The organism is Streptomyces sp. SD15 (genome assembly GCF_054462255.1).
Genome location: NZ_JBTLMO010000007.1, coordinates 33,171 through 45,372 on the forward strand (window position 1 = coordinate 33,171; position 12,202 = coordinate 45,372).

Consider the following 12,202-nt stretch of genomic DNA (forward strand, 5'->3'; position numbering starts at 1 on the left):
GGGAGGGCGGGTTGAGGCCCTCCTCCCGTTCCTTGCAAAGAGGGCTCGGAGCTTGGGGCTTGAGCTCCGGGGCGTCTGCGAGTCAGTTGTGCTTGAGGTTTTCGACGAAGGCCGTCCAGGCCTCGGCCCGGAACCCGAGCTTCGGACCGTGGGGGTTCTTGGAGTCGCGGACGGGGACGAGGGTGCCGGGGAAGTCGGGGGCGAACTCCAGGCAGTTGCCGCCCTCGCCGCCGCTGTAGGTGGACTTGTGCCACGTGGCCGCGCTCAGGTCGTACTCAGGGCTGATCTTCATGCGCGTAATCCTCTGCCACTGATTCGATCAGGGCCAGGGATTCTTGCGGCGCCAGTGCGCTGGCCCTGAGCAAATCGTAGGTGAGTTGGTGGCGGGTGACTGTGGCTGGGGCGTCCTCCAGCCGTCCCATACTGGGACCTTCGATGAAGGCGAGCGCTGGGGCATCTTCGAAGTCCAGGAGCGTCAGGGCCCCGGTCATGGACGCATGAGCCTCCGCGTCGAACGGCAACACCTGAACGATGATCCGGTGCCGCCGGGCCAGTGCCGCCACGTGTCGTAAGGCCTCCGCCATCACCCCCGCACCGCCGACCTTCCGCCGCAGCACCGCTTCATCCAGGACCGCCCACAACAACGGTGTTGTTGGATCGTCGAGGCGGTGCGCGCGCTCCAGCCGGGCCGCCACCAGCTCGTCGATCACATCCTCCGGCGCGGTCGGCTGGTACGCGCGGAACACCGCCCTCGCGTACGCCTCCGTCTGCAACAGACCTGGGATCAACAGGGCTGCGTACTCCCTGATCGTCGTAGCGACCGCCTCCGCCTCCGCCGCCTCCGCGAAGTGATCCGGGTACTTGGACTTGGCCAAGGCCATGCAGTTGCGCTCGAAGAAGCCGTTCGTGCCGAGGATGTCGTCTATCTGGCGGGCGTATTCGAGGTGCATGCGCCGCGTGCCGGCCTCCAGCTGGCCGATGAACGAGCCGCTGACGAAGAGGGGCTGGCCCAGCTCGTCCTGGCTGAGGCCGACTCTCTCGCGGGCGTGGCGGAGTTCGGCGCCCATCATGGCGCGCGGCGAGGCGGACGGATCGAGATCCTTCGGACCTGGCATGGCAACTCCCTGTTACGCAGACGGGGTTGTTGGGCAACCGTCTCTGGCCAGGTTAGAGGGGTGTCGGCCACTCTGTGTGGTGAACGGTGACACTCAGAGTGGAGGTTCGGGAGCCATGGGAATGACGCCGAGTGAGCGGGTGGGGTCGACCGAGGACGTGGTGGCGCGACTGAAGGCGGCCCTGGAGGGCGTCGGGGTCGTGCTGCCGTCGTTGCGGGTCGATCCGGTGACCGGTGCGAGCGACGAGCCGTTCGCGCTGGTCGCGTTGGGGCGCTGCAACGTGCGTACGGCGGTGCGGTTGGCGGAGGTGCTGCGGGCGTGCGGGGGCGGGTTGGAGCGGGAGCGTCCGCCGGAGGCGCCGCCGGGTGAGGTGCTGCTGGCGCGGGTCAGGGAGGTCAATCAGGACGGGAGGTTGCACAGAGGGGCGCTGGGGCGCGGCTGAGAAGCGGCTGAGACCTGGAAACGGCCCTCCGTGGCCGACCGTCACCCCGCGTGCCAGATCGCGCCAAAATTGCTGACAATTTTGTGGGCGATTGGCTCGGTTTGCAGACGGGTGGGGCGGGACGCCCGTGGTCGCGCCTGGTCAGGGCGGTGGCCGGTTCCCGGTGCTGTCACTGAAGACACAAAGGAGGTCTTAAGAAACGGCTGTTGCACTTGGGGCCGTGCCCGCGTCCCACTGTGGATGGGCGAAGGGTCGTTGTGCGAAGTCGTTGAATGAACGAGCCGCGAAGACAGGAGACGTGAAGTGAAGCGTAGGGCAGTAGTCATAGGGCTCACCGCGGCCGCCGCGGTGCCGGCGGTCGGGTTCGCCTCCAGCGCGCGGGCGGCGAGCCGCACCTCCTCGGCGTCGTCCTCGGCGTCGTCCTCGGCGTCCAAGGACTCCTCCCTGGTCTTCGACCCGGACGCCTACACGGAACTGACCATCAGCGTCACGGACACCGCGGGCACCGCCCACGAGGTCGTCTACCACTTCTACAAAGTGGCCTCCTACGTGGCCAACCCGGTGAACGCCACCTATCAGTCCCTGAACGTCAGCGTCCCCGTGAAGATCGACGGCACGGCCGTCGACGCCTCGGGCGCCCCCATCCTCTTCGCCAACCAGGTCGGCGGCTACATGCCGTCGTCCGTGGCGAACGCCACCGGAGTCGGCGGCGCCATGGGCCCCGCCGGCACGCTCAGCCGTCAGCAGCTGGCGCTCGCCGCCGGGTACGTCGTCGTGGAGCCGGGCGCCCGCGGCCGTTCGCTGGTCGACTCCAGCGGTACGTACTACGGCACCGCCCCGGCCGCCATCGTGGACCTGAAGGCCGCGGTGCGGTACGTGAAGTCCAACAAGGGGCGCATCCCGGGCAACGTGAACCGGATCGTCTCCTCGGGAGTCAGCGCCGGCGGCGCCCTGTCCTCGCTGCTCGGCGCGTCCGGCGACAGCCCGGTCTACGACTCCTATCTGAAGGAGCTGGGCGCGGCCGACGCGAGCGACGCGATCTTCGCCGCCGGTGCCTGGTGCCCGATCACCGACCTCGAGCACGCCGACATGGCGTACGAGTGGAACTGGGGCGCCAACGCGCTGAGCAGCGGCTCGCTGGTCGACCAGACCGTCTCCAAGGAGCTGAGCACCGCCTACGGCGACTACCTGGCTTCCCTCAAGCTGTCGGCGAAGGGCTTCGGCACCCTCACGGCGCGCAACCTCGACGAGTACCTGGTGACGACCCACCTGGAGCCGTCGGCCACCGAGTACCTCGCGGCGCTGTCGGACGCGGACCGGGCGACCTACCTGGCCACGAACACGTTCATCACGTGGTCCGGCGGCAGGGCGACCTTCTCCTGGGCCGACTTCCTCACCCACGTGGGCGCCCGGAAGAAGAACACCCCGGCGTTCGACGCCTTCGACCTGTCCGCCGGTGAGAACAACGAGTTCGGTACGGGGACCACCGCGAAGCGGCACTTCACGCTGTACAGCCTGCGCCACGAGGAGGGCGCCAGTGCGCGCCTCGACAGCGACATCCCCGAGAAGCTCAACCTGATGAACCCGATGTACCACCTCGTGGACAAGGTCAACGGGAACCGTTCGAAGCACTGGTGGATCCGCCTCGGCACCAAGGACAGCGACACCGCGCTCACGGTCGCGGGCAACCTCGGCGCCCGTCTGAAGAGCCTGGGCGACGACGTCAACACCTCGTACTACTGGGACGCCGGTCACGGCGCGGACCAGGACCCGGGCGACTTCATCAAGTGGATCGCCACGGTGTCGGGCTACAAGGGCTAGGGGGCTGGGGCTACAGGTTCCCCATCGGTTCGATGTCGACCTTTACCGGGGTGCCCCAGATGCGCAGGACCTCGTAGTCCGTGAACTCGTGGACCAGGCGGTAGGCCATGCCGGGGCGGGGGGTGCGGCGCTCGGCGGTGAGGTAGCGCTCGGCCTCGAGGCGGTCGCGGCGGGGGGTGCCGCAGAGCTGCCAGGTCTGGCCGGTCCACACCTCGGGGAGCCAGCGCTGCTGGGGCTGGGGGCGGTCGCCGCGCACGCCGTAGCGGGACATCGTGCGCTCGGGGGCCTCGTCCGGGCCGGTCGGGCGGCCTCCCGGGTACGCGTCGTTGACCTGGGTGCGGCGTGCGGCGCGGCGGCGGGTCTCGCAGAGCAGGCAGAGGTCGGCGGCGCCCTCGTCGACCGGGCCGTTCGGATGCTCGGCGCAGCGCGTCGTCGGGACCGCCGTGGTGACCGTCTCCTCCAGCAGGTCCAGCGCCCGCTTCAGGTCCGCCTTCACCTCGTGCAGCTTCGCGTCGGGCGTCTCGGCGTTCAGTGCGTCACCGTGCTCGCCGAGGACGCGCAGGGCTCGGCCGAGGTGGGTGAGCTGTGCGTGGTTCACGGGGGATGGTCCCTTCTCCGGGCCGTGCGACGGGCGGTGCGACGAGCGGTGTGGTGTTCGTCCCCTACCGTCGCATACGCCACTGACAATCGTTCTTGTCGCCGGGTTCTCCGTCCGGTTGCGGGGTGTCCCCGCGGGCGCAAGGCTCGCGGGGGGAGTCAATCGAGAGAGAGGCAGGCTCGTCACGATGCTCAGCACGGACTTCGTCACCGGCTCACCCAGCTGGCTTGACCTCGGCAGCCCCGACACCGAGGCGGCCGCGGCCTTCTACGGGGCGGTCTTCGGCTGGAACCTGCAGTCCGCGGGGCCCGACGCGGGTGGATACGGCTTCTTCCAGAAGGGCGGCAGGACGGTCGCCGCACTGGGCCCGCTCACCGAGGAGGGCGCGAGCTCGGCCTGGACGGTGTACTTCCAGACACCGGACGCCGACAGCACCGCCAAGGCGGTCGCACAGGGCGGCGGGACGGTACGGGCCGAGCCCTCCGACGTCATGGACGCCGGGCGGATGGCGGCCTGCACCGACCCCGGCGGCGCCGAGTTCTCGGTCTGGCAGCCCAGCTCCGTCCAGGGCCTGGAGACGGCCTCGGACGACAACACGCTGTGCTGGGTCGAGGTCCACGCCCCGGACGCGTCGGCGACCCTCGCCTTCTACCGCTCCCTGTTCGGCTGGCGGTCGCAGGAGATGACCATGCCCGGCATGACCTACACCGTGCTGTCCACCGCCGAGGGTGACCTGGAGGACGCCTCGTTCGGCGGGCTCGCCGAGCTCCAGGAAGGCATGGCGCCGCGCTGGATCCCCTACTTCGCGGTGGCGGACGCCGACGCCACCGTCTCCGTGGCCCAGGGCAGCGGCGGCGCCGTCCTCATGCCCGCCGCCGACGTGCCGGACGTCGGGCGCATCGCCTGGCTCGCCGACCCGTTCGGCGCCCCCTTCGCCCTTCTCAAGCCCGAACCGCCTCAGACTTCCTGAGACCGCCTGAGACCGAAGGCGTACGTGGCCAGGAACCCCACCGCGTAACCCGTCAGCAGGCCGCCCCCGTAGATCGCCGCCGTCAGGGCCAGGCCCCTGTTCCCGGAGAGCAGCGGGAACAGGGCCCAGCCCGACGGGCCGATCGCGGTCGACCCGACCCGGTCGCCGAGCATCGAGAAGAGGCCGACGAACGCGCCGCCCGCCGCGCCGCCCGCGCAGGCGGTGATGAACGGGCGACCGAGGGGGAGTGAGACGCCGTAGATCAGGGGTTCGCCGACGCCGAGCAGGCCGGCCGGGAGCGCCGACTTGATCGTCGTACGGAGGGGCTGGTCGTGGTGGAGGCGGACGTAGACCGCCAGGGCCGCGCCGACCTGGCCCGCGCCCGCCATGGCCAGCATGGGGAGCAGCACCGTGTAGCCCTGTTGTTCGATGAGCGTGGTGTGGATGGGGATCAGTGCCTGATGTAGGCCCAGCATCACCAGGGGGAGGAACAGGCCGCCCAGGACCAGGCCCGCGAAGGCGCCGGTGTGGTCGAGGAGCCAGTTCGCGGCCGTGCCGATGGCCGTGGAGAGCTCGCCCGCCGCGTACATGAGGGCGTACAGGGTCACCAGGCCGGTCAGGAGCACGGTGAGGGTGGGGGTGACCAGGACGTCCAGGGCGTCCGGGACCCGGCCGCGGCACCATTTCTCCACGTACGTCCCCAGGAGCGCGGCGCCCAGCGCGCCGAGCACCCCGCCCTGCCCCGGCGCCAGCGTCATGCCGAACGCCGTCACCTTCGCGACCCCCGCGTACACGATGACCGCCGCCACCGCCCCGCCCAGGATCGGGGTGCCGCCGAACTCCTTCGCCGTGTTGTGGCCGACGAAGACGGCGATCAGGGCCATGAAGCCGGAGGCGATGGCGGCGAGGGCAGGGGTGAGGGACGGGAGCCACCCGAGGTTGACCAGCAGGCCGTTCAGGCCCGCGATGACTCCGCAGCCGATCAGGGCGGGGATCAGGGGGACGAAGATGTTCGCGATACGGCGGAGGAGGAGTTTGAGGGGGGTCGCGTTGCGGTGGCGCCGGGCGTCCTTCAACTCGGCTCCGCGTGCGGCCAGTTCACCTGCGGTGGTCGTGATGAGTGCCTCGAAGGCCGGTGTCACGCGCGCGACCGTCCCGGGCCCCAGCACGATCTGATACGTGTCGTCGTCCACGACACCCAGCACGGCCGGCAGTGCCTTGAGGGCGTCCTCCTGTACGAGGGTCCGGTCCCGCAGGCCCAGGCGGAGGCGGGTCATGCAGTGGGCCACGGAGGTGACGTTCGCGGCTCCGCCGACCAGGGGGAGGATCGCGGCGGCGGTGGAGTCGTTCGTAGTGCGCACTCCCCGAGAGTGCTGGTCAGCCGGTCGATGCCGCGAGTGCCGCGCGCAGATGGCCGTCGCTCTCCTCCAGAAGGCGGGCCGCCGTGGGCCCGTCCACCCCGCCGAGGATGGTGAGGATGGCGTTCTTCACCTCGCCGTCGGTGGCCGCGAGGGCTTCCTCGATCTCCTCGTCCGAGGCGCCTGTGGCCAGGGCGACGATGCGGCGGGAGCGGGCGCGCAGCTTCTCGTTCGAGGCGCGTACGTCGACCATCAGATTCCCGTAGGTCTTGCCGAGGCGGATCATCGTGATCGTCGAGAGCATGTTCAGGACGAGCTTCTGGGCCGTGCCCGCCTTCAGCCGGGTGGAGCCGGTGAGCAGCTCCGGGCCGACGACGATCTCGATGCCGTGCTCGGCGGCCGCCGCGAGGGGGCTGTGCGCGTTGCAGGACAGGCCGATCGTCAACGCGCCGCGCGCGCGGGCGTGTTCTACGGCGCCGACGGCGTACGGGGTGCGGCCGGAGGCGGAGACGCCGACCACCGTGTCGTCGGGGGTCAGGGAGAGCGCGGCCAGGTCGGCCGCCGCCAGTTCCGCGGAGTCCTCGGCGCCCTCGACCGAGGTGACCATGGCGCTCGGGCCGCCCGCGATCAGGCCCACCACCTCGGACGGGTCGGTGTTGAAGGTGGGCGGGCACTCGGAGGCGTCCAGGACGCCCAGGCGGCCCGCGGTGCCCGCGCCCGCGTAGATCAGCCTGCCGCCGCGGGACATTCGCTCAGCGATGGCGTCGATCGCGGCGGCGATGAGGGGGAGCCGGTCCGCGACGGCCGTCGGTACGGTCGTGTCCTCGGCGTTCATGATCTTCGCGATCTCCAGCGTCGGCAGCCGGTCGATCTCGGAGAGCTCGGGGCGGAACGCCTCGGTGGTCAGGGTCTCCAACTCGGCGCGCAGGCCGCGGTAACGGGATGTGGAGGTCATGCGGGTCGGCTCTTTCCGGTGTGGTGTGGTGTCGTGCGGCCCTAAGGGCGTGGGGCTGCGGCATGTGCGGTTCCGCCGCGTGGGTGCGACCAGCCACGAACGGCCCGCGGGGTTCCCGCTACAGCAAGTTTCCCGCCTTAGACCGACCGGCAATTGGAGGGCGGCGTCGCGGGGTCCGGCACGCACATCTGCCGCGTTGTCGTCGGTCGCGATGGCTCCGCCATCACTCCCTCCTCCGCCTTGCAGCTGCACGCACCAGACCCCGCTCCTTCTCCCACCCTCCAATTGCCGGTCGGTCTTACCGCGGAGCGCGCCGGTGCCGGTGCGCCAGTGCCTCGTACGACGCGGACAGCGCGGGCGCCGCCGTCTCGTACGTCCGCTGGGCGACCCCCACGAACAGACAGTCCACCACCAGCAGCTGGCTGGTGCGCGACGACATCGCCGCCGGGCGCAGCTCGCTCTCACGGGCCGTGGAGGTGGTGAGGATGTGGTCCGCGTACTGCGTGACGGGTCCGGTCGGGCGGCCGGTGATCGCGATCGTCGTCGCCCCGTGGTCGAAGGCGACCCGGAGCGGCTCGATGACGTCACCCGTCGATCCGGAGTGCGTGATCGCGATCGCCACGTCCTTGGCGCGCAGCTGCACCGCGTTGGTGACGGCGAGGTGCGGGTCGCTGTGCGGGTGGGCTATCAGGCCGATGCGCAGCAGCTTCTGGGCCAGGTCCTGGGCGACCAGGCCGGAAGCGCCGACGCCGTAGATGTCGATACGGCGGGCGGTGGCGAGCGCGCTGACGGCCGCCCCGAGCTGGACGGTGTCGAGTCCGGCGGCGGTGTCGGCGAGGGTCTGCTGCTCGTCGTACGCCAGTTTCGCGACCACGTCCGCGATGGGGTCGTCGACCGCGATGTCCGCGGTGACGGCGGGGGCGCGGCCCGACTGCTGCTGGGCGGCGAGCCCGGCGAGCGCGAGGCGCAGATCGCGATACCCGGGGTAGCCGAGGAGGCGGGAGGTGCGGACGACCGTCGCCTCGCTGGTGCCGGTGAGCTCGGCCAGGCCGGTGACGGTGAGGGCCGCGCAGCCGGCCGGGTCACCGGCGACGGCCTCGGCGACGCGCTGCATGGAGCGGGTCATCGACGGGGCGAGCGTCCGCACCTTGGCCGCGAGGGCGGCGGGAGCGGGCGGAGCCTCTCCCGCGAAAATTTCCTTCACGTCATGGGTCACGCCTTGAAAGATATTTTCTGCTGGGGTAAGTGGTCAAGGGTGCGCACAATGGGTGCATGACCCCCTCCGACGACCCCACCGGTAACCCCATCAGCCCCCTGGAGCAGGCGTTGCACGCGGCCCGCGCTCTGGTGCTCGCCGACCTGATCACGGGCGAGGTCGCCCAGGCGGACGTCGTCTCGCTCGTCGAGGAGTCGGTGGCGCAGCGCCGCTGGTGGGTCGAGCAGTGGCCGGAGGGTGCGGACTACGTCGCCGGGCTCGTCGCCCAGGACGTACAGGACGCGCTCCTCGAGCGGTACGGGCGGTGGCCGTTGTGTCCGGTCTGTGGTTCCGGGGACCCGCACGCCCTCGACGTCGAACCCGAACTGGGGCCCGATCCGCACTGGGTCTGCCACAAGGCGGGCGTGCAGGTCGCCTCGGTGGGGACGCTGGGCTCGGCGACCGGCGGAGCCTCGTCCTAGTGACCGTCTACATCGACCCGCCGACCTGGCCGGGCCACGGTCGCGTCTGGTCCCACCTGATCAGCGATGTGTCGTACGACGAACTGCACACGTTCGCCGCCGAGTTGGGCGCACCGCGGCGCGCCTTCGAGCGCGACCACTACGACATTCCCTCGCACCGGTACGCGGACGCCGTGCGTGCCGGCGCGGTGCAGGTCAGCAGCCGTGAGGTGGTGCGGCTGCTGCACGGGGCGGGGCTGCGGCGGCGCAAACACGTCGGTCGATGAGGGCCGCGTCAGTCCTTGCGGGCGTACAGCCGCAGTGACTCGTCCATCCCGCGCAGTTCGTACGCGTACTGCTCCACGTCCTCGCTCACCCGGGTGAACCCGGCCCGCGCGATGACGCGTTGGGAGGGGGCGTTCGTCCGGTCTATGGCCGCGAAGAGGAGTTCTACGTCGTCGCGGGCCAGGGCCCAGGCGGACAGGGCGTGCAGGGCCTCGGTGGCGTAGCCGTTGCCGCGGGCGTTCTCGGCGAGGTCGTAGCCGACCTCGGCGCGGCCCTCCTCGTCGGGGACGCCGTGGAAGCCCATGGCGCCGACCGCGCGGCCGTCCTCGGTCCGCACCAGCACGTACATGCCCCACTCCGGGCGGTGCACCCCGTCCTCGTACGCCGTCACCACCATGTCGGCGGCGTCCCGGGTGCCCTCGAAGGGGCCGCCCTCGATCCACGCGAAGCCGCCGGTGCCGCCCGCGCGCAGGTCGGCGGCCGCAGCCGGGGTGACCCCCTGGAGCGTGAGCCGTTCGGCCTCGATGACCAGGTTGTTGTTCCAGTGCCACTCGGTGAGCGGGGCGCGGCCCGGCAGCTCGCCGCGGCCGGTCGCCCACAGGAGGGTGGGCCAGGGGGCGGGGCCGGGGCGGACGTGCGGGAAGATCCGGGTCAGGACGTCCTCGCAGAGCGCGGCCGGGGGTTCGTGGGCGAGGCCGAGCCCCTCGGCGATGTCATGCGTGTGCAGCAGTACCTCGGTGACGCCCATCGCGGCGAAGCCCTCGCGGTTCGCGCTGCGGAACGGGTACGGGTGGAAGGCGCGCACCTCGCGCGGCGCCGTGCGGACGGCGGCGGCGAGCAGGGCACCGGTCGTCTCGATCACGTCGACGACACCGGCGTTGTCGGTGCCGTCCTCCATCACGATCTCGAACGGGACATACGCGTCGGTCGGCTGCCCCGCCAACTGGCCCGCGTACGCGATGAGAGCGGACGCGATGTGCTCGGCCGTCTTCCGGCAACTCCACTCCAGCCGACCCGCCTTGACGCCGTCCCAGTCCCGTCCGGTCGCCGTCCGCAGCAGCGCGACGCATTCCGCGACGGCTTCCGTCACCTGATCCCCACCCATGTCTCGCATGCCGGTGAGGATAGATGCGGTCAGGCGTCCGTACGTACGGGATTCTCCGCCGTCTTCGCGGTCTTGGACGCCACCACGTGGGACGCCTGGGTACCGAGGGCGAAGACGGAGAGGCCGAGGATGTGGACGGCGAGGGGCATGCGTGGGTGGTGAGCGGCGGGGGCGGGCATGTTCGGGGTCAACGGCCGGAAGCTTGAGGGCATTCCTGAGCCCACAGTCATGTGCCCGGCCGAGAGAGTTCTCCCCGGATGTTCTCCCGCGCCCGTTGCTCCCACTCCCGCTCCCCGTGCGGTGTCCTGAACAACCGTGGCAGATCGAGAAGTTGGCGCAGCACGGCCGCCCGGCCCGTGCGGAAGGCGTCGTCCGGGACGAAGGCGTACTCCTCGCGGACGGCGGCCACGTATGCGGCGTACGACGATGGCGGCGACGCCAGCACGGCCAGGTCGGCGTCGCAGAGGACGATGCCGTTGGTGTCGTCGGGCGCGGGGGCATGGGTGACGGTGAGGCGGACCAGGCGGGCGACCTCGTTCGTGCGGGTCTCGTCGATGTCCAGCTCGGGGAGGGCGCGTTCGGCGAGGCGGGCGGAGCGCTCCTCGTTCTCCGAGCGGTCGGGCAGGTACACCGCGTCGTGGAACCAGGCCGCCAGGCGTACCGCCGCCGGGTCCCGCGCGTACTCCTCCAGTACGTCGATGTGGTCGAGGACCGCGATGAGGTGCTCGGTGGTGTGGTAGCGGCGCTGAGGTTCCGCCCAGCGCGTCAGGAGGTTCGCCGCGTAGGGGGAGGGCGAGGGCCCGGAACCACCACTGTCGCGGGCCGCCTCGACCGTGGCCGCCCAGCGCTTCTCCAGGTCTTCGTGGGCGGGGTGCCGGTGTCTGTCTGCTGCCATGCCGTCATTGTCCTCGCTGCCCGGTCCCTGGGCGGGGGCCGGGGGCGGCAGCCCCCGGGGCGGGGGTCCAGGGGGCGCAGCGCCCCTGGCGGGGGGCTGGGGGCGGAGCCCCCAGGGATGGGACGGGTAGGGGCGGCGGGGGCGAAATCCCACCCGCCCCCGGCGTACGCTGGGATTGGACTAGACCTGTAGCCGCCCCGAGGGAAGAGGTCCCATGAGTGAGCCCAAGCGTGCCGTCCTGGAGGTGATCGCCCTCGGCGTGGAGGACGCGGTCGCCGCCCGGGCGGGAGGTGCGGACCGACTGGAGCTGGTCAGCGACATGGCCGCCGACGGGCTCACCCCGGCGAGGGAGACCTTCGCCGGGATCCGCGCCGCCGTCGACATCCCGCTGCGCGTGATGCTGAGGTTGGCGGACGGCTTCGCGGCGGGAGACGTCGCCACGCTCGTACGCACGGCGAGGGAGATGCGGACCGCGGGGGCGGACGAATTCGTGCTCGGCTTCCTCGACGAGCACGGCGGCCCGGACCTGGACGCCGTGGAGCGGGTCGTCGCCGAACTGGACGGCTGCCGCTGGACGTTCCACCGTGCGATCGACCGCGCCACCGATCGCGACTCCCTGCGCAAGCAGCTTTCGGACCTGCCGGGCCTGGACGCGTATCTCACGGCGGGTTCGCGGGCCGGTGTGGACGACGGGCTGCCCACGCTCCTCACCGAGGCCGCGCGCCGGGGCGAGCCCGGCTACGAGCCGCGGCTCATGGTCGGGGGCGGACTGCGCCTCGACCACGTTCCCCCGCTGCGGGCCGCGGGTGTCGACGCCTTCCACATCGGCGGCGCGGCCCGGCCGGGCGGATGGACCGCGCCGGTCTCGGCGGAGGCGGTACGCGAGTGGCGGGAGGCGCTGGACGCGTAGGGGCGGCCGTTGCGCGAGGTACGACGTCCGGTCCGGGGCGCCGCCCGGCGCTCGTGTCGGCGAGCGACGCCCCGGGTGCACGTTCAAGCAAC

General features: G+C 71.4%; 14 protein-coding genes. 6 read left to right on the forward strand and 8 right to left on the reverse strand.

Annotation, left to right across the window (positions count from 1 at the left end):
* Positions 1–82: 82 nt before the first annotated feature.
* Together ACX28W_RS09150 and ACX28W_RS09155 are read right to left on the reverse strand one after the other, a co-directional pair.
* Complete coding sequence (locus ACX28W_RS09150; protein ID WP_458998261.1) at positions 83–292, reverse strand: DUF397 domain-containing protein; 210 nt, start codon at positions 290–292, stop codon at positions 83–85.
* Entirely contained in the window at positions 276–1,115 is an 840-nt protein-coding gene (locus ACX28W_RS09155; RefSeq protein ID WP_458998262.1) for a helix-turn-helix domain-containing protein, read from the reverse strand. Before ACX28W_RS09155 ends, ACX28W_RS09150 begins: the two co-directional genes overlap by 17 nt.
* 121 nt (positions 1,116–1,236) lie before the next feature.
* Between ACX28W_RS09155 and ACX28W_RS09160 the strand changes: the two genes are divergently transcribed.
* Both ACX28W_RS09160 and ACX28W_RS09165 read left to right on the forward strand, forming a co-directional pair.
* A complete protein-coding gene (locus ACX28W_RS09160) occupies positions 1,237–1,557 on the forward strand; it encodes a hypothetical protein (RefSeq protein WP_458998263.1) in 321 nt (106 codons plus the stop codon).
* A gap of 303 nt (positions 1,558–1,860) precedes the next feature.
* A complete protein-coding gene (locus ACX28W_RS09165; RefSeq protein WP_458998264.1) occupies positions 1,861–3,378 on the forward strand; it encodes a subtype B tannase in 1,518 nt (505 codons plus the stop codon).
* Positions 3,379–3,388: 10 nt separating this feature from the next.
* Here the strand turns inward: ACX28W_RS09165 and ACX28W_RS09170 are convergent, their stop codons facing one another.
* Positions 3,389–3,976: a hypothetical protein gene (locus ACX28W_RS09170; protein WP_458998265.1), complete on the reverse strand. Its 588-nt coding sequence runs from the start codon at positions 3,974–3,976 to the stop codon at positions 3,389–3,391.
* A gap of 187 nt (positions 3,977–4,163) precedes the next feature.
* On the opposite strand from ACX28W_RS09170, the gene ACX28W_RS09175 reads away from it, so the two are divergent.
* On the forward strand, positions 4,164–4,946 hold the full coding sequence (locus tag ACX28W_RS09175) for a VOC family protein (RefSeq protein ID WP_458998266.1): 783 nt from the start codon (positions 4,164–4,166) through the stop codon (positions 4,944–4,946).
* Here the strand turns inward: ACX28W_RS09175 and ACX28W_RS09180 are convergent.
* The 3 genes from ACX28W_RS09180 to ACX28W_RS09190 form a co-directional block, all read right to left on the reverse strand.
* Positions 4,934–6,307: a PTS transporter subunit EIIC gene (locus ACX28W_RS09180; protein ID WP_458998267.1), complete on the reverse strand. Its 1,374-nt coding sequence runs from the start codon at positions 6,305–6,307 to the stop codon at positions 4,934–4,936. The genes ACX28W_RS09175 and ACX28W_RS09180 overlap by 13 nt on opposite strands.
* A gap of 16 nt (positions 6,308–6,323) precedes the next feature.
* Complete coding sequence (gene murQ, locus ACX28W_RS09185; RefSeq protein ID WP_458998268.1) at positions 6,324–7,259, reverse strand: N-acetylmuramic acid 6-phosphate etherase; 936 nt, start codon at positions 7,257–7,259, stop codon at positions 6,324–6,326.
* A gap of 298 nt (positions 7,260–7,557) precedes the next feature.
* Positions 7,558–8,475: a MurR/RpiR family transcriptional regulator gene (locus ACX28W_RS09190; RefSeq protein ID WP_458998269.1), complete on the reverse strand. Its 918-nt coding sequence runs from the start codon at positions 8,473–8,475 to the stop codon at positions 7,558–7,560.
* A gap of 56 nt (positions 8,476–8,531) precedes the next feature.
* Here ACX28W_RS09190 and ACX28W_RS09195 point away from each other — a divergent pair, with 56 nt between their 5' ends.
* Positions 8,532–8,936 (forward strand): hypothetical protein, encoded by a 405-nt coding sequence (locus ACX28W_RS09195; protein WP_458998270.1) that lies wholly within the window; start codon positions 8,532–8,534, stop codon positions 8,934–8,936.
* Positions 8,936–9,202 (forward strand): DUF4031 domain-containing protein, encoded by a 267-nt coding sequence (locus ACX28W_RS09200; RefSeq protein ID WP_458998271.1) that lies wholly within the window; start codon positions 8,936–8,938, stop codon positions 9,200–9,202. Before ACX28W_RS09195 ends, ACX28W_RS09200 begins: the two co-directional genes overlap by 1 nt.
* An 8-nt stretch (positions 9,203–9,210) precedes the next feature.
* Here ACX28W_RS09200 and ACX28W_RS09205 read toward each other — a convergent pair whose 3' ends face one another.
* A complete protein-coding gene (locus ACX28W_RS09205) occupies positions 9,211–10,314 on the reverse strand; it encodes a GNAT family N-acetyltransferase (RefSeq protein WP_458998272.1) in 1,104 nt (367 codons plus the stop codon).
* Positions 10,315–10,531: 217 nt separating this feature from the next.
* The gene (locus ACX28W_RS09210; protein WP_458998273.1) at positions 10,532–11,200 is read right to left on the reverse strand and encodes an HD domain-containing protein; all 669 of its coding nucleotides are present in this window, start codon (positions 11,198–11,200) and stop codon (positions 10,532–10,534) included.
* A 214-nt stretch (positions 11,201–11,414) separates the two neighbouring features.
* Here ACX28W_RS09210 and ACX28W_RS09215 point away from each other — a divergent pair, with 214 nt between their 5' ends.
* Complete coding sequence (locus ACX28W_RS09215; RefSeq protein ID WP_458998274.1) at positions 11,415–12,110, forward strand: copper homeostasis protein CutC; 696 nt, start codon at positions 11,415–11,417, stop codon at positions 12,108–12,110.
* Positions 12,111–12,202 lie beyond the last annotated feature (92 nt).